We start from the raw sequence: 19,430 nt of genomic DNA, 5'->3' as shown, positions 1-19,430 counted from the left end.
TATGCTAACGGATCCCGCAGGGCCTGCCCACCGCCATCATGATCACCTCGTCAAGCGCCTGAGAGAGTCACGGCTGATCAGGGTGCCGCTGAACGAGAGCAGTGCGTCACTCCCCCCCTCCTCCACCATGGTGATCAAGCGGCTGATGGTCTCCTGGATCATCCCGGTCACCGGCATCTTGACGCTGGCAAGCGAGGGAATGACATAGGGAGCCAGGGCGATGTCGTCAAACCCCACCACCGAGACTGCATCAGGCACAGCCACGCCAGACTCGTGCAGCCGTTTGATGGCGCCGATCGCCATGTCATCGTTGCTGGCCACCAGGGCGCTGAAACGGATCCGCCGCGCCAGCAGGGTCGAGACGGCGGCCGCGCCGCAGGCGGGTGTCCATCTGCCGGGCGCGATCAATGCGTCCTGCACGGGGATGCCGTGCCGTATCAGCGCCTCGCGGTAGCCGGCCAGACGCTCGACGCCGGTGGGCGAATCCGCCGAACCGGCAATGAAGGCGATCTCCCTGTGCCCCATGGCCACCAGCGTGTCCACCACGGCCGCCGCCGCCGCCTGCTGATCCGCATAGACGCAGTGGGCAGGATGACGTGGCAAGCGCCGGTTGAGCACCATGATGGGCTGGGGATGCTGCTCGATGATCTCGTCCATCTCCTCGACGCTGAGAAAACGCGGATAGATGATGACGCCGTCGCAGCGTGAGTCGAGCAGGTACTGGATGGCCTGGCGCTCCTCGTCGGCGCTGTGCTTGCCATCCGCCAGGATGAGCTGCCGCCCCCGCTCCTCCGTCATCCGTGCCGCATGGGAGAGCAGCTCGCTGAAGTAGACGCCGTGGTAGAGGGTGTTGGTGACCACCAGCCCCAGGGTCTGGGTATTCTTGGTCGCAAGCTGCCTCGCCACCAGATTGGGACGATAGCCGCTCTCCTCAATGGCCTGAAACACCCTGTCCCGGGTCTCCTGGCTGGTATAACCATTGCCCGACAGCACGCGGGAGACCGTCGCCTTCGACACCCCTGCCCGCTTCGCCACCTCCAGCATCGTCGTCATTCTTGTCCCCCTTGCGTTCGACGGGTCGCAGTGTACTGCACCCTCGCCGGCTTGTCGTAGCAAGAATGGCGCCATGGCCCGGGTTCAGTGATCCCATTCACGGATCTGCACAATGGGGGGCGGCCGTCTTGTGTCCCGACAGGAAACTGCGCATGCTATGTGGAACCGGTTCCACATTCAGTTTCATGCCTTCTCGCTCGCCATCAGCTGCGGCGAGCACGAGCGGGCCCACTTGGTTAAAAGGATCAACCTCGATGTCAAAGAACTATGCGGCCCTGGCCAGCACCGTCATCACCGCACTCGGCGGCGCCGACAACGTCGTCGCCGTGACGCACTGCATGACGCGGCTGCGCTTCGTGCTCAGCGACCCCGCCCGGGTCAACGCCCCCGCCCTGAAAGCCACCCAGGGCGTGCTCGGCGTGGTGCAGGCCGACAACCAGTGCCAGGTGATCATCGGCAACACCGTCTCCCACGCCTACCGCGAGGTACTGGCCCTGCTGCCCCAGGGCGGACAGACGCCGCCCCCCGCCCCCGCACGTGGCTGGAGCCTGCGACGCATGGGCGCCGCCATCCTCGACGCCCTGATCGGCACCATGTCGCCGCTGATCCCGGCCATCATCGGCGGCTCCATGCTCAAGCTGCTGGCCATGGTGCTGGAGATGACCGGCCTGCTGGAGAAAGGCTCCTCGACCCTCACCATCCTCACGGTGGCCGGGGACGGCGCCTTCTTCTTCCTGCCCCTGATGGTGGCCGCCTCCGCCGCCGTCAAGTTCAAGACCAACATGTCGCTCGCCATCGCCATCGCCGGCGTGCTGGTGCACCCCAGCTTCATCGAGCTGATGGCCCGGGCCGCCGAGGGGGAGCAGGTGACCTTCGCCCTGATCCCGGTCACCGCGGTGAAATACACCTACACAGTGATCCCGGCCCTGGTGATGACCTGGTGCCTCTCCTACATCGAGCGCTGGGTCGACCGCATCACCCCGGCGGTCACCAAGAACTTCCTCAAACCCATGCTGATCGTGCTCATCGCGGCGCCGCTCGCCATCCTCTTCATCGGCCCCGTCGGCATCTGGATCGGCACCGCCATCTCGGGCCTGGTCTACACGGTTCACGACTACCTAGGCTGGCTGTCGGTGGCCATCATGGGGGCGCTCTGGCCGCTGCTGGTGATGACCGGCATGCACCGCGTCTTCACCCCGACCATCATCCAGACCATCGCCGAGACCGGCAAGGAAGGCATGGTGATGCCCTCCGAAATCGGCGCCAACCTCTCCCTTGGCGGCTCCTCCCTGGCGGTCGCCTGGCGCACCCGAAACCCTGAGCTGCGCCAGACCGCGCTCGCGGCGGCCGCCTCCGCCATCATGGCGGGGATCTCGGAACCCGCCCTCTACGGCGTGGCCCTGCGCCTCAAGCGCCCGCTCATTGCCAGCCTCATCAGCGGCTTCATCTGCGGCGCCGTCGCCGGCATGGCCGGCCTCGCCAGCCACTCCATGGCGGCCCCCGGCCTCTTCACCAGCGTGCAGTTCTTCGATCCGGCCAACCCCATGACCATCGCCTGGGTGTTCGGCGTGATGGCGCTCTCCGTGGTGCTCTCCTTCGTGCTGACCCTGGTGATGGGGTTTGAGGACATCCCGGTGGAGGCCCCCGGCGAGAACGGTTCTCCCCAGCCCGTCGCGGCCAGCCAGGCACAGGCCACCGCCGGCGCGTGACTCCCTATCAGACATGACAAGAGGTAACCAATGTCGTTAGCAAGATTTCCCGAAGGCTTCCTGTGGGGCGGCGCCCTGGCCGCCAACCAGGCGGAAGGCGCCCATCTCGAGGGGGGCAAGGGCCTGACCACGGTGGACATGATCCCCCACGGCCCGAACCGCATGGCGGTCAAACTCGGCCAGGAGAAGCGCTTCTCCCTGCGGGAGGACGAGTTCTACCCGAGCCACGGGGCCATCGACTTCTATCACCGTTACAAGGACGACATCGCCCTGATGGCCGAGATGGGCTTCACCGTGTTTCGCACCTCCATCGCCTGGAGCCGGATCTACCCCAGGGGGGACGAGCGGGAGCCCAATGCCGAGGGCATCGCCTTCTACCGCGCCCTGTTCGAGGAGTGCAAGAAGCACGGCATCGAACCCCTGGTGACCCTGTGCCACTTCGACGTGCCCATGCACCTGGTGACCGAATACGGCTCCTGGCGCAACCGCCAGATGGTGACCTTCTTCACCCGCTACGCCCGCACCTGCTTCGAGGCGTTCGACGGCCTGGTGAAGTACTGGCTCACCTTCAACGAGATCAACATCCTGCTGCACAGCCCCTTCTCCGGGGCCGGGCTGGTGTTCGAAGAGGGGGAACACCAGGAGCAGGTGAAGTACCAGGCGGCCCACCACGAGCTCATCGCCAGCGCCCTGGCGACCCGGATTGCCCACGAGGTCAATCCGGCCAACCAGGTGGGCTGCATGCTGGCGGGGGGCAGCTTCTACCCCTACTCCTGCAAGCCGGAAGATGTCTGGGCCGCGCTGCAAAAGGAGCGGGAGAACCTGCTGTTCATCGACGTGCAGGCCCGGGGCACCTACCCGGCCTATGCGGCTCGCGTGTTTCGCGACAAGGGGGTGGTGCTGGTCAAGGAGCCGGGTGACGACGAGCTCCTCCAGCACACCGTCGACTTCGTCTCCTTCAGCTACTACGCCTCCCGCTGCGCCGCCGCCGACATGAACCAGGGCAACACCAGCGAGGCCAATGTAGTCAAGTCCCTGAAAAACCCCTACATCGAGGTAAGCGAATGGGGCTGGGGCATAGATCCTCTGGGCCTTCGCATCACCATCAACGCCCTGCACGACCGCTACCAGAAACCGCTGTTCCTGGTGGAGAACGGCCTGGGGGCCGTGGACGAGGTGAACGAGCAAGGAGAGATCGAGGACGACTACCGCATCGCCTACCTGCGGGAACACATCCAGGCCATGGGGGATGCCATCGAAGACGGCATCCCCCTCATGGGCTACACCAGCTGGGGCTGCATCGATCTCGTGTCCGCCTCCACCGGCGAGATGAGCAAGCGCTACGGCTTCGTTCACGTGGACAGGGACGACGCCGGCCGGGGCACCCTGGCGCGCAGGCGCAAGAAGTCGTTCTGGTGGTACAGGAAGGTGATCGCGAGCCACGGGGAAGACCTGGCCTGATCACGCATCGCCCGGGCATCCCGGGTGATGTACTAATGCAGTGGAAAATAACATGGGGGCCCAGGGCCCCCATGTGTTGTTTCAGCGCGACGCGGAAAACGTTTAACTGCCTTCGTTGAAAATTTCCAGGTTGCTGGTCCCTTCCTGCCACTCGCGCACCGCCTTGTTGTCGTCGCTGCGCAGGGCATTGAGGTGGTCCAGATAACCCTGATCCACGTCCGAGGTCACGTAGTGGCCGTTGAACACCGAGGTCTCGAAGTGGCGCAGCTCGGGGTTGATCTCCCGCACCGCCGCTTCCAGATCTTCCAGATCCTGGAAGATGAGGCCGTCGGCGCCGATGAGCTTGCACACCTCTTCCACTTCCCGGCCGTGGGCGATCAGCTCGTTAGCAGTGGGCATGTCGATGCCGTAGACGTTGGGGAAGCGAATTTCCGGCGCCGCCGAGGCGAAGTAGACCTTGGCTGCCCCCGCCTCGCGGGCCATCTGGATGATCTGCTCCGAGGTGGTGCCGCGCACTATGCTGTCGTCCACCAGCAGCACCTTCTTGCCCTTGAATTCGGAGCTGATGGCGTTGAGCTTGCGACGCACCGACTTCTTGCGCTGGGTCTGGCCCGGCATGATGAAGGTCCGGCCGATGTAGCGGTTCTTCACGAAGCCCTGACGATAGGGCAGACCCAGGGTGTGGGCGATCTCCAGCGCCACGTCGCAGGAGGTCTCGGGGATGGGGATGACCACGTCCACGTCGAGATCGTCCCACTCCCGGGCGATCTTCTGGCCCAGCTTGCGACCCATGTTGAGGCGGGCGGCATAGACGGAGACCTTGTCGATGCAGGAGTCGGGGCGGGCGAAGTAGACGTACTCGAAGATGCAGGAGCTCATCTGCGGGTTCTCCGCGCACTGCTCGGAGAAGAGCTGGCCCTGCTCGGTGATGTAGATGGCCTCGCCCGGCGCGACGTCACGCACCGTCTCGAAACCGATGGCGTCGAGGGCCACGCTCTCGGAGGCGAGCATGTACTCCACCTGGCCCTGCTCGTCGACCCGGCGACCCAGGATCAGCGGGCGGATGCCGTTGGGATCGCGGAACCCGATGAGACCGTGGCCGATCACCAGGGAAACCACGGCGTAGGCGCCGCGGATCTGCTGATGCACCTTGCGCACTGCGGAGAAGATGTCCTCCGGGCGCAGCGCCATCTTGTCGCACAGGTCCAGCTCGTGGGCCAGCACGTTCAGCAGCACTTCGGAGTCCGAGGTGGTGTTGATGTGGCGGCGGGCCACCTTGAACTGCTGCTCCTTGAGCTCCTTGGCGTTGGTGAGGTTGCCGTTGTGGGCCAGCACCATGCCGTAGGGGGAGTTCACGTAAAACGGCTGGGCCTCCGCGGCACTGGAGCTGCCGGCGGTGGGATAACGGACGTGTCCTATGCCGATATTCCCCTTGAGCCGCTGCATGTGGCGCACTTCAAACACATCCTTCACCAGACCGTTGGCCTTGCGTTGCCGGAAGTTTCCACTGTCAATGGTCACGATCCCGGCGGCATCCTGTCCCCTGTGCTGCAACACCGTCAAGGCGTCGTAGAGGGCCTGATTGACGGGGGTGGTGCCAACTATACCGACAATACCGCACATGTCTTTGCTACCTCGATGTCACTGTACCTGTTGAAGAAAACTGGACGAGTTCATCATGAACCCGAAAAACCACTGGATCACCGGCTTGAACTCGGGAACCAGCCTGGACGCCGCCCACCAGTCGCTCTGGGAGAGGCTGGTGAAGGTATCCATGAAAAACAGCAGGGCGCTGACGATCAGCACCCCGCGAATGGCGCCAAAACAGACCCCCAGCACCCGATCGGTCCCCGAGAGCCCCGTCTTCTCCACCAGCAGGCCCACCACGTAGTTGACCACGCTGCCAAGGATCAGGGTCGCCACGAACAGGGCCGCGATGGCGAGGCCGTTGCGCACCATGGCGTCGGAGAAGGAGGTGAAGTAGACGGCGAGATCGGGATAGAAACGGCTGGCAATGAAAAAGGCGACGAACCAAGTGACGAGGGACATGGCTTCCTTGAGGAAGCCCCGCACCAGGCTGATGAGGGCGGAAAAACCGACGATGCCCATGATGGCGTAATCAATCCAGACCATAGAAAAAGATGTCCTGCGAAATTGCGGCGCAGTCTAACAAAAACGATTGCGCAATGCTTGATAAAAATGTGTTAAACGCACGACGGGCGTGCCGGGACGGCGATGGGGCCCCGCTCACGCGGCCGGCGCCAGAATGCACAACGCCATGGCAAAGCCATGGCGTTGTCGTCTGCAACGAGCGCTTACCCGATGTGGGTCAGGCCGCCCATGTAGGATTGCAGCGCCGCCGGGATGGCGATGCGGCCATCTTCCTGCTGGTAGTTCTCCAGCACCGCCACCAGGGTGCGACCCACCGCCAGGCCGGAGCCGTTCAGGGTGTGGATCAGCTGCGGTTTGCCGTCGATGCGCACGCGAGCCTGCATGCGGCGCGCCTGGAAGTCGGTGCAGTTGGAGACAGACGAGATCTCGCGGTAGGTGTTCTGGGCCGGCAGCCAGACTTCCAGATCGTAGGTCTTGGCGGCGCAGAAGCCCATGTCACCGGTAGAGAGCGCCATCACGCGATACGGCAGCTCCAGCAGCTGCAGCACCTTCTCGGCGTGGCCCACCATCTCTTCCAGAGCATCCCAGGACTTCTCGGGGTGCACCAGCTGAACCATCTCGACCTTGTCGAACTGGTGCATGCGGATGAGACCACGGGTGTCGCGGCCATAGGAGCCCGCTTCGGAGCGGAAGCAGGGGCTGTGGGCGGTCATCTTGATGGGCAGTTCCTGCTCGTCGAAGATCTCGTCGCGGGCCATGTTGGTGAGCGGCACTTCGGAGGTCGGGATCAGGGAGAACTTGCGCATCTTGCCCTCGTCTTCCCCTTCCCCTTCGATACCGGTGTTGAACAGATCCTGGGAGAACTTCGGCAGCTGGCCGGTGCCGTACAGGCTGTCCGGGTTGACCAGATAGGGCACGTAGCACTCGGTGTAGCCGTGCTGCAGGGTGTGCAGGTCCAGCATGAACTGGGCCAGTGCGCGGTGCAGGCGGGCAATCTGGCCCTTCATCACCACGAAGCGGGCGCCGGAGAGCTTGACGCCGTTCTTGAAGTCAACGCCCTTGGCCGCCTCACCCAGATCGATGTGATCGCGCACCGGGAAGTTGAACTCGCGCGGGGTGCCCCAACGGCGCACTTCCACGTTGTCGTTCTCGTCGCGGCCCACCGGGGTGGTGTCGCTCGGCAGGTTGGGGATGGCATCGGCAATCCCCTTGAGCTGGGCCAGCAGGGCGTCCAGCTCGACCTTGCTGGTCTCCAGCTCGTCGTTGATCTTGGTCACCTGGGCCTTGAGCGGGGCAACATCTTCACCGCGACGGGCAGCCTCACCGATGGACTTGGAGCGGGCGTTGCGCTCGGCCTGCAGCTCCTGGGTACGGGACTGCAGATCCTTGCGTTTCTCTTCCAGAGCGTTGACCGCCGCTACGTCCAGAACGTAGCCACGTGTCGCCAGACGAGCGGCAGCTTCATCGATGTCGCTGCGCAGATATTTGGGATCCAGCATGGTTTACCTACTTTTTTTAATGGGATCTGGGCCCGGGTCGTCGTAACCGGGCCGGGAAACAGATCCGGAAGTTAACATCGGTTGGCACACCCCTGTCGTCTTTTGCATCGGGCCAGCAAGATGGGGCCTTCGAAATCAAGAAGATGGCACCAGGCCAAGACAAGCGGGGTCAGACGGGCAGTGTAGCAGACCGCCCCCCCGCCCGAACAGGGACTATTGCGGTCGTTTTGCCCTGTTTTCCGGGGGATGGCGACCCCGATGGAATCGGTTGGCCAATTAACGCACAATCGGTCCGGCCGGCCAGGCGCAGACCGCTCGTAGCGGGCCGACCCCGGCCTTGCCGCTATTTTTCCCGCCGCTTCGGGCTCTGCCTGTCCAGCTCGCGCAGGTAGTCGAGCTTCTGGCCGATCTGCTTCTCCAGGCCCCGTTCGGTGGGCTGGTAGTAGTGCTTGCCGGCGAGCTCGGGGGGGAAGTACTCCTCCCCCGCCGCATAGGCCCCCGGCTCGTCGTGGGCGTAGCGGTACTCGGCGCCGTAGCCGAGCTCGCTCATCAGCCTGGTGGGTGCGTTGCGCAGGTGCGGCGGCACCTCGAAGTCCGGCAGGTTTTTGGCGTCCGCCAGCGCCGCCTTCCAGGCGGTGTAGACCGCATTGCTCTTGGGCGCGCAGGCGAGGTAGACGATGGCCTGGGCGATGGCCCGCTCCCCTTCAGCCGGCCCGATACGGTGGAAGCAGTCCCAGGCCGAGAGCGCCACCTGCATGGCGCGGGGGTCGGCGTTGCCCACGTCTTCCGAGGCTATGGCCAGCAGCCGGCGCGCGATGTAGAGGGGATCGCAGCCGGCGCTCACCATGCGGGCATACCAGTAGAGGGCCGCATCCGGCGCCGAACCACGGATGGACTTGTGCACCGCCGAGATGAGGTCGTAGAAGTGATCGCCGCCCTTGTCGAAGCGTGCCACGTGATCCCCCACCACGGCGGCGAGCAGGGCGCTGTCGATCTGCTTGTGGCCGCTGCCGTCGAGCTCCGCCATGTCTGCCAGGAGCTCCAGGTAGTTGAGGGACTTGCGCCCGTCCCCGTCCACGGCTTTTGCCAGCGCCTCCTTCACCCCGGTGGCGAAGGTGAGGCTGGGGTCATTGAGGCCGCGGGGATCGGTCAGCGCCTGATCGATCATGGCGAGGATGTCCTCCTCCTCCAGCCGTTTGAGCAGATAGACCCGGGCCCGGGAGAGCAGCGCGTTGTTGAGTTCGAACGAGGGGTTTTCGGTGGTGGCGCCGATGAAGGTGATGGTGCCGTCTTCGATGTGGGGCAGGAAGACATCCTGCTGGCTCTTGTTGAAGCGGTGCACCTCGTCCACGAACAGGATGGTGCGCACCCCGCGCCAGCCGTTCTCCTTCGCCTTGTCGATGGCGGCGCGGATCTCCTTGATGCCGGAGGTGACGGCGGAGAGGCGCTCCACCTCCGCCTGGCAGTAGTGGGCCATCAGCTCCGCCAGCGTGGTCTTGCCGGTGCCGGGCGGGCCCCAGAGGATCATGGAGTGGCAGTGGCCGGCCAGGATCGCCTTTCGCAGGGGCTTGTCGGCCCCCAGGATATGCTGCTGGCCGATGTACTGATCCAGGGTCTGCGGCCGCATGCGAGCCGCCAGCGGTCGAAAGTCAGCGGAAAAGTCCAGCGACAGGTTGCTCATCGGCGTGGCTCGCTTGGGGTGATGCGGGTCATCAGCGCTGGTCGTCCAGCGCGACCCCCTTGGGGATCTTGAACACGAACTCGTTGCCCTTGAGCACCGGCTTGCGGTTGAAGTTGCTCAGGGTGAATTCGCTCCACTGCCCCTGGGCCTCCTTCACGTCGAAGCGGCTGATGTTGTTCTGGCGATCAAACGTGATGCGGAAGGAGGCGATCAGCTCGTCCTGGCTGCGGCTGGTGACGGTGTAGACATCCCCTTCCTGGGTCACGTCGTAGTTCTTCCAGAGGCTGTTGTCGTTGCCGGCGATGAGCACGAAGGGGGTGTTGAGCACGGCGTCCTTCATCTTGAGAGCGGTCACCTGCTCGACGAAGGGATCATAGACCCAGACGTCCTTGCCGTCGGCCACGATCAGGCTCTCGTCCGGGGAGGTGGTGTGCCAGTTGAAACGGTTGGGTCGCTGCACCAGCAGGGAGCCGCTCGCCTTTTGCAGCTCCTTGCCCTTGCTGTCATAGACGGTCTGGGCAAACTTGGCGGAGAAGAGGCTCACCCCTGCCAGCTTCTGCTTGAGATCGCTGGCCGTATCGGCCCACACCTGGCTGCTGGCGACCAGCAGCACGGAACCCATCAACAGTTGTTTTTTCATCAGGCTCTTCATAAAGACGTTCTCGATAAAAGGCCACGCCCGCAGAGGGCATGGCCAGGATGATGTGAGGCTTAATCCCGCACCGGCGGCGGTGCCAGCACGTCGCGCTGGCCGTTGCCACCCGGGGCGCTGACAATGCCCTGGTTCTCCATCTGCTCGATGAGACGAGCCGCCCGGTTGTAGCCGATCTTGAACTTGCGCTGCACGCTGGAGGTGGAGCCGCGGCGGGATTCCACCACGAAGGCCACCGCCTCGTCGAACAGGGGATCGAGCTCCTCGTCGCCACCGCCGCCGTAGTCGCCGCCACCGCCCTCGCCGTCCGACTCGCCGGAGAGGATCTCGTCGATGTAGTCCGGCTCGCCGCGCAGTTTCCAGTCCGCCACCACCTTGTGCACCTCGTGGTCATCGACGAAGGCGCCGTGGACCCGGGTCGGGTTGGAAGTACCGGCCGGCATGTAGAGCATGTCCCCCATGCCGAGCAGGGATTCGGCCCCCCCCTGATCCAGGATGGTGCGAGAATCTATCTTGCTCGACACCTGGAAGGAGATCCGGGTCGGGATGTTGGCCTTGATGAGGCCGGTGATCACATCCACAGACGGGCGCTGGGTCGCGAGGATGAGATGGATGCCAGCCGCCCGCGCCTTCTGGGCGATGCGGGCGATGAGCTCTTCCACCTTCTTGCCGACGATCATCATCATGTCGGCGAACTCGTCCACCACCACCACGATGTGGGGCAGCTTCTCGAGCTCCGGCGGCATCTGATCCATGGAGTCGCCCGGACGCCACAGGGGATCGAGCAGGGGATCGCCCGCCTCGATGGCGGCCAGCACCTTGTCGTTGTAGCCCTTGAGGTTGCGCACCCCGACCGCGGACATCAGCTTGTAGCGGCGCTCCATCTCGCCCACGCACCAGCGCAGGGCATTGGCGGCATCCTTCATGTCGGTCACCACCTCGGTCAGGAGGTGCGGGATCCCCTCGTAGACCGAGAGCTCCAGCATCTTGGGGTCGATCATGATGAAGCGCAGATCCTCGGGGGAGGACTTGTAGAGCATGGAGATGATCATGGTGTTCACCCCCACCGACTTGCCCGAGCCCGTGGTACCGGCCACCAGCAGGTGCGGCATCTTGGCGAGGTTCACCACCACGGGCTCCCCCGCGATGTCCTGGCCCAGCCCCATGGTCAGCGGATTGCGGCTGTCCCGAAACGCCTCGCAGTCGAGGGTCTCACGCAGGTAGACGGTCTGGCGCACCCGGTTGGGCAGTTCGATGCCGACATAGGTCTTGCCGGGGATCACCTCCACCACCCGCACGCTGCTGGCGGAGAGGGAACGGGCGAGATCCCGCGACAGGTTGGTGATCTTGCTCGCCTTCATGCCCGGCGCCAGATCCAGTTCGAAACGGGTGATGACGGGGCCCGGATAGACACCGACCACCTTGGCCTGCACGTTGTAGTCGGCGAGTTTCGCCTCCACCAGCCGGCCCATGCGCTCCAGCTCGTCCTTGCTCATCATCTGGGTCTTGGCAGGCGGCCTGTCCAGCAGCTCGATGCTCGGCAAGGGAGCCAGACCGGGCTGGGGACGGCGCTTGGCCTTGACCGGCGCCGGGGCGACCGGTGCCTCGGGTTCATCGTCCCCCTCGGCCCAGGGCAGATCGAGGTCGTCCTCATCCTCCTGGCTCACCACGGGGCGCTGACGGCCGCTGGCCACGCGTTTGCCCTTGGGGGCCGGGGTCTCGTCCTCATCTTCGTCGTCAAACTGTGGCTCGAACTGGAAGGTGTCCTCATCCAGCTCCGGCAGCCACTCGTCAGATTTTGTCTTTTGAGCCCGATTTTTAGCCTTGGGATTGCGCGTCCAGCTACCGTGGGGCTCGTCTTCGTCGTCCTGGTCGAAGGCGCCCACGCCCCCTTCCAGCAGGGGATCCGGCCCCTCATAACGGGGCTGACGCCAGCCCCCGGTCAGCCAGCGCCCCAGGGTGGTGGGGAAATGGTAGATGGCGCTGACGCTGCCGGTGCAGGCGGCACCGATCCGCTCGACTATGGTGAGCCAGGACCAGCCGGTGAACAGGGTGATGCCGGTCGCCACGAAGCAGAGCAGCATCAGGTTGGCTCCCACCCCGCCGAACAGCGGCACCACGGCGGAGGCGATCACGTCGCCCACCAGGCCGCCGGCGGAGAAATTCTGCAGGTCGTTGAAGTTCATGCTGGCGATGGCGGACATGCCGAGCACGGTGAGGATGAAGCCGATGATCCGCACCGACAGAGTGAGATAGTCCACCTCCAGCAGCTTGCTCGGCCGCCAGAACAGGCTCCAGCCAAGCAGCACCGTCAGCGGCGGCACCAGGTAGGAGAACGCCCCGAAGGTAAACATGGTGATGTCGGCGAGCCAGGCCCCGGCGCTGCCTGCCAGGTTCTTCACCTCCCCCTGCCAGGAGGTCTGGGACCAACCGGGATCGGCGGGGTGATAGGTCAACAGGGCAAGCAAGAGATAGGCAGCCATCAGGGTGATGGCGATCAATACGGCCTCGAAGATCCGTTGTGTACCTGATAAAGGAGTAAACAGCTTTTTATCGGCCAAACTCCGGCTCCTTTGTGAAAACATGAATGCGGGATAGGGGGCCTAGTATCCCTGAAAAGCCCACCGGTTGTCAGCCAGTGCCTGAAGGCGGGCCGTGAAACAGCAATAATGAAGAAACGAGCGGACCGGCCGCTCGTTTCTGACTATCGTGACTCGTCATGGAACGAGCAAGTCACAGCACAACCCCGCTTATCGGGTGCTGATCACCAGACGACTGCTCTGTTTGACCTCTTCCATCACCACATAGGTGCGGGTGTCGTTGACGCCGGGCAGACGCAGCAGGGTTTCCCCCAGCAGGCGGCGATAGGCGGACATGTCGCTGACGCGGGTCTTGAGCAGATAATCGAAATCACCGGACACCAGATGGCACTCCTGGATCTCCTCGAGCACCTGCACAGCCTTGTTGAACTGTTCGAACACGTCGGGGGCGCCGCGATTGAGGGTAATTTCCACGAATACCAGCAGAGACGCGTCCAGATAATGAGGGTTCAGAATGGCGGCATATCCTTCGATATAGCCTTGTCGCTCCAGGCGACGAACCCGTTCCAGACACGGTGTGGGACTCAGGCCAACTCGTTTGGACAACTCAACGTTCGAAATCCTGCCATCCTTTTGCAGTTCATTCAGAATGTTGCGGTCAATCCTGTCCAAATCCTTTAGCCGACTCTTAGCTTCCATCATTTAATTCCATCCTTTGGCTATTTTTTGGTAAGAATCACCAGTCATTTTATAATAATGGTCACAAATCCTGTCAATACCTGAATATACTAGGCGCAAATGTCGCTTAACATCTAGGCAACATAAACCACCAATCGATAGACGAGGGATAGCATGATTATCGGTGTACCTAAGGAAATAAAAAACCATGAATATCGCGTAGGCATGGTTCCGGCCAGTGTACGTGAACTGACAGCACGAAACCATACCGTTTTCGTCCAAAGCGGCGCAGGAAATGGCATTGGGTTCAGTGACGCAGATTATCTGGCTGCCGGAGCCGAGATCCTGGCCTCTGCGGCAGACGTTTTCGCCAAGGCGGAGATGATCGTCAAGGTCAAGGAACCCCAGGCGGTCGAGCGCGCCATGCTGCGTCCGGGCCAGACCCTCTTTACCTACCTGCACCTGGCGCCAGACCTGGCCCAGACCCGGGAGCTGGTGGACAGCGGCGCTATCTGCATCGCCTACGAAACCGTCACCGACGGCCGTGGCGGCCTGCCCCTGCTGGCCCCCATGTCGGAGGTGGCCGGACGCATGTCTATTCAGGCCGGTGCCCAGGCGCTGGAGAAATCCCGCGGCGGTAGCGGCGTGCTGCTCGGCGGCGTGCCCGGCGTGGAACCGGCCAAGGTGGTGATCATCGGCGGCGGCGTGGTGGGCTCCAACGCAGCCCGCATGGCCATCGGCCTGCGTGCCGACGTCACCATACTCGACAACAACATCGATACCCTGCGCCGTCTCGACAGCGAGTTCCAGGGCGCCGCCAAGGTGGTCTACTCCAACCGCGAGACCCTGGAGCGCCATCTGCTGGCGGCAGACCTGGTCATCGGTGGCGTGCTGGTACCGGGCGCCACTGCGCCAAAACTTGTCAGCCGTGACCACATTGCCCGCATGAAGCCGGGGTCGGCCATCGTGGACGTGGCCATCGATCAAGGCGGCTGCGTCGAGACCTCCCATGCCACCACCCATGAGGATCCCACCTTCATCGTCGACGACGTGGTGCACTACTGCGTGGCCAACATGCCGGGCGCCGTGGCACGCACCTCCACCGTGGCCCTGAACAACGCCACCCTGCCCTTCATCATCAAGCTGGCCGAACAGGGCTATCGCAACGCACTGCTCAGCGATCCCCACCTGCGGCACGGCCTGAACGTGATGGCGGGCAAGATCACCTGCAAGGAGGTCGCCGTGGCCCACAACCTGGCCTACACGGATCCCCTGACCCTGTTGAACTGATCGCGTCCCCGCGAGGGGAGGTAGATGAGTGAAAATCCGCCCGCGATGGGCGGTTTTTTTATGCCTGCCATCCCCCCTGCCCCTCTCTTTGGCGATTGCCCCAATCGATGCGCCGGCCTTTGACCGCGGATCACGAATTACCTACAATCGCGCAAACTCATCACGTCTCGGAAATCACATCATGAGCCAAGTCACTCACAGCAAACTGCTGATCCTGGGATCCGGCCCGGCAGGTTACACCGCGGCCGTCTATGCCGCCCGCGCCAACCTCAATCCCCTGCTCATCACCGGCATGCAGCAAGGTGGCCAGCTGACCACCACCACCGAAGTGGAAAACTGGCCGGGGGATGCGGAAGGGCTGACCGGCCCGGCCCTGATGGAGCGCATGAAAGAGCATGCGGAGAAGTTCGATACCCGCATCCTCTTCGATCACATCAATGAAGTGACGCTGACCGAACGCCCCTTCCGCCTCAAGGGCGACAACGGGGAATACACCTGCGATGCGCTGATCCTCGCCACCGGCGCCTCCGCCAAGTACCTGGGGCTGCCCTCCGAGGAGGCGTTCAAGGGCCGCGGCGTCTCCGCCTGCGCCACCTGTGACGGCTTCTTCTACCGCAACCAGGAAGTGGCCGTGGTCGGCGGCGGCAACACCGCCGTGGAAGAGGCGCTCTATCTGGCCAACATCGCCAAGAAGGTGCACCTCATCCATCGCCGCGACGAATTCCGCGCCGAGAAGATCCTGATCAAGCGCCTGCATGACAAGGTCGAGAGCGGCAACATAGTGCTGCACACCCACCAGACTCTGGACGAAGTGCTGGGGGACGACATGGGCGTGACTGGGGTGCGTCTGCGCAGCACCCGGGATCACTCCACCTCCGAGCTGCCGCTGATGGGGGTCTTCATCGCCATCGGCCACCAGCCCAACACCCAGATCTTCGAGGGCCAGTTGGCCATGGAGAACGGCTACCTGAAGGTGCGTGGCGGCCTGGAAGGGTTTGCGACCCAGACCAGCATCCCCGGGGTGTTCGCCGCCGGCGACGTGGCCGACCACGTCTATCGTCAGGCGATCACCTCGGCCGGGACCGGCTGCATGGCCGCCCTCGATGCCGAGCGATATCTGGACGCCCAGTAACCATAAAGATATAAAGGGCATGCCAACCGGCATGCCCTTTTCTTTTTAAGGAGCAGAATGAAACGGAAAATCATGATTGTGGAAGACAGCCTGACGGTTCGCCGCATGCTGACCCAGGCCATTGCGCAGCAGACCGGGCTGGAAATCGATGCGTTCGACACCCTGGAAGGGGCACGCGACTGTCATGGCGAAGAGTACGTGGTCGCCCTGGTAGATCTCACCCTGCCTGACGCCCCCGGCGGGGAAGCCGTCAACGTACTGCTGGCTCGCGGGTTGCCGGTGGTTATCCTCACCGCCGACATCAGCGAGGAGAAGCGGGAGGCCTGGCTGGAGGCCGGGGTGCTGGACTACGTGATGAAGGATTCACGCCACTCCCTGCAATACGCCGTCAGCCTGGTGCACCGCCTCTACCTCAACCAGGCCATCGAAGTGCTAGTGGTCGATGACTCGCTCACCTCCCGCCATCGCACCGCGGCCCAGCTGCGCAAGCAACTGCTGCAGGTTCACGAGGCCAACTGTGCCCGGGATGCCCTGGCCCTGCTCGAGCAGCATCCCGCCATCCGGCTCATGCTGGTGGACTACTACATGCCGGAGATCGACGGCATCAGCCTGGTGCGGATGCTGCGCGAACGCTACAGCAAGCAGCAGCTCGCCATCATCGGCATCTCGGTGTCGGACAAGCACGGCCTCTCGGCCCGTTACCTCAAGCAGGGGGCGAACGACTTTCTCAACCAGCCGTTCGAGCCCGAGGAACTGCAGTGCCGGGTCAGCCACAATCTGGAGGCACTGGAACAGTTCACCAGCATTCAGGAGTCGGCCAATCGCGACTACCTGACCGGGCTCTACAACCGGCGCTACTGGTTCAACGAGGGACAGAAGTGGTTCGAGGAGCATCAGCGTCAACAGGCACCGCTCGCCCTGTGCGTGCTGGACGTGGATCATTTCAAGCAGGTTAACGATCACTGGGGCCACGCCATCGGCGATCAGTTGCTCTGCCACCTGACCCGGCTGCTCACCCAGTTCTTCCCGGATGCCATGATAGCCCGCTTCGGAGGCGAGGAGTTCGCCCTGATGGTGCCCCACTGCTCCGTCCCCGTGCTGCTCAAGCGGCTGGAGGGATTGCGGCAACAGATGCGCCAGCAACCGTTGTCACGGGAGACACCGCTGTTTGTGCGCGCCAGTTTTGGCGTCATCAATGTCGGGCGGCTCTCCATGGACGAGGCGCTCTGCGAGGCCGATCGCCAGCTGTATCAGGCCAAGAACACCGGGCGCGACAAGATAGTCGCCCAGAACGCCTGACAATGCCTCACGAAAGACACTCCGTGTAGTTCCGCCCGGCGCCCCTTGCGGTGGCCGCCGGGTCATTTTCCTTCCCCAGGGCTCCCTGCCCACCGAGTCGTCAGTAAGTCTTGTCGACCCGCACCCCATCGTTGAAATAGAGGATGCGCACCTTGTCTCCCTGTGCAAACACCATGGCCGGATCGTAATCCTGGATCACGTTGATGAGCCTGTCCTGATCGCTCCTGATCAGGAGTTCCACCAGCTTGTTCTCCACCACGCTGCCCCCGGACTGGTAATGTTGCACCGCGGCCGCCCCCGCCAGCGCCCCGACGGCAGTGGCAATCTCACGCCCGTGGCCGCCGCCAAACTGATTGCCGAGCAGGCCGCCGAGCACGGCACCTCCCAGGGTCTTCCAGCCGGTATGCTCGGACTCCACCACCTGGCGCTGGGTGATGTTGCGCACCGTATCGACCTGGCCAAAGACCACCTGCTCCACCGGACGCGCCGTGTTGCGCTCATACACGGCGCCCCAGGCGGGTGCCGTGACAAAGCCAAGCAAGCTGGATACTATCAGGATAATGGCCTTCATCTATGAACCTCTGCCTTATGTCTCGCTATCTTACCGAACTGGATGATGAGCTGTGCTGGTTTCCCTCCCCCAGCCATGCGCTGGAAGAGCCCAACGGGCTGCTGGCGATAGGGGGGGATCTCTCCCCTGCTCGATTGCTGGCAGCTTACCACAGCGGGATCTTTCCATGGAATGAACCCCATCAGCCATTGTTGTGGTGGTCACCGGACCCCAGGGGAGTCATCGTGCCCGACGAACTCCACATAGGCCGCAGCCTGCAGAAGTGCATTCGCCGCACGTCCTTCGAGGTGTTCATCGATCGTGCCTTCGACGAGGTGATCGCGGCCTGCGCCGCCCCTCGTCGCGGTGCCAGCGGCACCTGGATCAGTGCCCCCATGATCGACGCCTATCGGCAACTGCATCGGCTCGGCCATGCTCACTCCGTCGAGATCTGGCAGGATGATCGGCTGCAGGCTGGGCTCTATGGTCTCTCCCTTGGCCGCCTCTTCTGCGGTGAATCCATGTTCAGCCGCATCGACAACGGCGCCAAACTGGCCATGGTGGCACTCTGCCGTCATTTCGCCCACCATGGCGGCGCCCTCATCGACTGCCAGATGCAGAACCCTTTTCTGGCCACCCTGGGGGTCCAGGAATGGCCCAGACACCGCTTTCTGGCCACATTGGCAAACCTGACCCGGCAACCACTGCGGGACGGTTGCTGGCAACCGAGGAGAATCAGCCTGTGAGTGAAGAAGTGATCCTCAAGGTAGGCCTGACCCCCCGGCATCCTTGCAGCTACCTGGGCCACGAGCAGGAGCAACTGCTGGTGCTGATGGACCATGAGCTGCTCAATGCCGCAGGCTATGAGCGGCTGCTGACAGCCGGATTCCGGCGCAGCGGCAACGACATCTACCGCCCTCACTGCCCGGCCTGCAGCGCCTGCCAGTCCCTGCGCATCCACAGCGAACGCTTCGTACCCAGCCGGAGCCAGAAACGCATCCGCCAGCTGAACCGTGACCTCGAGCTGGTGCTGAGCTACGACGACAAGCCCGAGTATTACCAGCTCTATGAACGCTACATCCGCGAGCGCCACCGGGATGGCAGCATGTATCCGCCGAGCCGTACCCAATATAAAGGCTTTTTGCACTGCGACTGGATGCCGCCTCTCTACATGGAGATACGCAAGGAGGGACGCCTCATCGGGGTGGCGACCACGGATCTGCTCCCCCATTCCCTGAGCGCCATGTATACCTTCTTCGATCCCGATTATGCCGACCGGTCGCTCGGCACCTTCGCCATCCTGAGCCAGCTGGAACTTGCCAGGCGCACCGGTCGCCAGTGGCTGTACTTGGGCTATCTGGTGGAGGCGTGCCGCAAGATGAATTACAAACGCCAGTACCTGCCCCACGAGTTGCTGGTGCAGGGGGAATGGAAAAAATTCGACGCCAAGCCCGAGTAAACTTTACACATAGCCTTAAATCCGGCATGATCCAGCGGTTTTTTGTTGTGGCTTATCAAGAGGATTCAATGGCTAAAGAAGACAGTATTGAGATGCAGGGTACCATTCTCGAAACCTTGCCCAATACCATGTTCCGTGTGGAACTGGAAAATGGTCACGTGGTTATCGCTCATATTTCCGGCAAGATGCGCAAAAACTACATCCGTATCCTGACTGGAGACAAAGTAACGGTGGCTCTGACTCCGTACGATCTCTCCAAGGGACGTATTGTTTTCCGCTCTCGCTAAGCCAGGAATTCAGCAAAAAACCCCAGCC

The 19,430-nt window shown here is 63.1% G+C and carries 17 protein-coding genes; 8 read left to right on the top strand and 9 right to left on the bottom strand.

Annotation, left to right across the window (positions count from 1 at the left end):
* Window positions 1-42: 42 nt before the first annotated feature.
* Window positions 43-1,053: a LacI family DNA-binding transcriptional regulator gene (locus BN1132_RS04795; protein ID WP_042075487.1), complete on the bottom strand. Its 1,011-nt coding sequence runs from the start codon at window positions 1,051-1,053 to the stop codon at window positions 43-45.
* A gap of 254 nt (window positions 1,054-1,307) precedes the next feature.
* Between BN1132_RS04795 and ascF the strand changes: the two genes are divergently transcribed.
* Together ascF and BN1132_RS04785 are read left to right on the top strand one after the other, a co-directional pair.
* On the top strand, window positions 1,308-2,762 hold the full coding sequence (gene ascF, locus BN1132_RS04790; protein WP_042075486.1) for a PTS cellobiose/arbutin/salicin transporter subunit IIBC: 1,455 nt from the start codon (window positions 1,308-1,310) through the stop codon (window positions 2,760-2,762).
* A gap of 30 nt (window positions 2,763-2,792) precedes the next feature.
* A complete protein-coding gene (locus BN1132_RS04785; protein ID WP_042075485.1) occupies window positions 2,793-4,223 on the top strand; it encodes a 6-phospho-beta-glucosidase in 1,431 nt (476 codons plus the stop codon).
* Between the two features lie 102 nt (window positions 4,224-4,325).
* Here BN1132_RS04785 and purF read toward each other — a convergent pair whose 3' ends face one another.
* The 7 genes from purF to lrp all read right to left on the bottom strand — a co-directional run bounded on the left by purF (window position 4,326) and on the right by lrp (window position 13,409).
* Window positions 4,326-5,846, bottom strand: coding sequence for an amidophosphoribosyltransferase (gene purF / locus BN1132_RS04780; protein WP_042075483.1), 1,521 nt, complete (start codon window positions 5,844-5,846; stop codon window positions 4,326-4,328).
* Window positions 5,847-5,864: 18 nt separating this feature from the next.
* Window positions 5,865-6,356 carry a CvpA family protein gene (locus BN1132_RS04775; protein WP_042075481.1) on the bottom strand — a complete coding sequence of 164 codons (492 nt, stop codon included), beginning with the start codon at window positions 6,354-6,356 and terminating at the stop codon, window positions 5,865-5,867.
* Window positions 6,357-6,538: 182 nt separating this feature from the next.
* Window positions 6,539-7,834 carry a serine--tRNA ligase gene (gene serS, locus BN1132_RS04770; RefSeq protein ID WP_042075479.1) on the bottom strand — a complete coding sequence of 432 codons (1,296 nt, stop codon included), beginning with the start codon at window positions 7,832-7,834 and terminating at the stop codon, window positions 6,539-6,541.
* A 343-nt stretch (window positions 7,835-8,177) separates the two neighbouring features.
* Window positions 8,178-9,515, bottom strand: a complete 1,338-nt coding sequence (locus BN1132_RS04765) for a replication-associated recombination protein A (protein ID WP_042075477.1) — start codon at window positions 9,513-9,515, stop codon at window positions 8,178-8,180.
* A gap of 31 nt (window positions 9,516-9,546) precedes the next feature.
* Complete coding sequence (gene lolA / locus BN1132_RS04760; RefSeq protein ID WP_042075600.1) at window positions 9,547-10,155, bottom strand: outer membrane lipoprotein periplasmic chaperone LolA; 609 nt, start codon at window positions 10,153-10,155, stop codon at window positions 9,547-9,549.
* A gap of 71 nt (window positions 10,156-10,226) precedes the next feature.
* Window positions 10,227-12,728, bottom strand: a complete 2,502-nt coding sequence (locus BN1132_RS04755) for a DNA translocase FtsK (RefSeq protein WP_042075475.1) — start codon at window positions 12,726-12,728, stop codon at window positions 10,227-10,229.
* A 189-nt stretch (window positions 12,729-12,917) separates the two neighbouring features.
* Window positions 12,918-13,409, bottom strand: a complete 492-nt coding sequence (lrp, locus tag BN1132_RS04750) for a leucine-responsive transcriptional regulator Lrp (protein ID WP_005300047.1) — start codon at window positions 13,407-13,409, stop codon at window positions 12,918-12,920.
* A 150-nt stretch (window positions 13,410-13,559) separates the two neighbouring features.
* On the opposite strand from lrp, the gene ald reads away from it, so the two are divergent.
* The 3 genes from ald (at window position 13,560) to BN1132_RS04735 (ending at window position 17,106) form a co-directional block, all read left to right on the top strand.
* Window positions 13,560-14,675 (top strand): alanine dehydrogenase, encoded by a 1,116-nt coding sequence (gene ald, locus BN1132_RS04745; protein WP_042075473.1) that lies wholly within the window; start codon window positions 13,560-13,562, stop codon window positions 14,673-14,675.
* A 181-nt stretch (window positions 14,676-14,856) separates the two neighbouring features.
* Window positions 14,857-15,807, top strand: coding sequence for a thioredoxin-disulfide reductase (gene trxB, locus BN1132_RS04740; RefSeq protein ID WP_042075469.1), 951 nt, complete (start codon window positions 14,857-14,859; stop codon window positions 15,805-15,807).
* Between the two features lie 57 nt (window positions 15,808-15,864).
* Window positions 15,865-17,106, top strand: a complete 1,242-nt coding sequence (locus tag BN1132_RS04735; protein ID WP_042075465.1) for a diguanylate cyclase — start codon at window positions 15,865-15,867, stop codon at window positions 17,104-17,106.
* A 100-nt stretch (window positions 17,107-17,206) separates the two neighbouring features.
* Here BN1132_RS04735 and BN1132_RS04730 read toward each other — a convergent pair whose 3' ends face one another.
* A complete protein-coding gene (locus BN1132_RS04730) occupies window positions 17,207-17,677 on the bottom strand; it encodes an outer membrane lipoprotein (protein WP_042075463.1) in 471 nt (156 codons plus the stop codon).
* A gap of 17 nt (window positions 17,678-17,694) precedes the next feature.
* On the opposite strand from BN1132_RS04730, the gene aat reads away from it, so the two are divergent.
* The 3 genes from aat (at window position 17,695) to infA (ending at window position 19,402) form a co-directional block, all read left to right on the top strand.
* The gene (gene aat, locus BN1132_RS04725; protein WP_042075598.1) at window positions 17,695-18,402 is read left to right on the top strand and encodes a leucyl/phenylalanyl-tRNA--protein transferase; all 708 of its coding nucleotides are present in this window, start codon (window positions 17,695-17,697) and stop codon (window positions 18,400-18,402) included.
* On the top strand, window positions 18,399-19,115 hold the full coding sequence (locus tag BN1132_RS04720) for an arginyltransferase (protein WP_042075462.1): 717 nt from the start codon (window positions 18,399-18,401) through the stop codon (window positions 19,113-19,115). The genes aat and BN1132_RS04720 overlap by 4 nt, the downstream gene beginning before the upstream one ends.
* Before the next feature lie 68 nt (window positions 19,116-19,183).
* Window positions 19,184-19,402: a translation initiation factor IF-1 gene (infA, locus tag BN1132_RS04715; protein WP_005300033.1), complete on the top strand. Its 219-nt coding sequence runs from the start codon at window positions 19,184-19,186 to the stop codon at window positions 19,400-19,402.
* The last annotated feature ends 28 nt before the right edge of the window (window positions 19,403-19,430 follow it).

It is taken from the genome of Aeromonas sanarellii, from assembly GCF_000820085.1.
Taxonomy (GTDB): Bacteria; Pseudomonadota; Gammaproteobacteria; order Enterobacterales; family Aeromonadaceae; genus Aeromonas; species Aeromonas sanarellii.
This window is presented reverse-complemented; position numbering and strand designations above follow the sequence as displayed.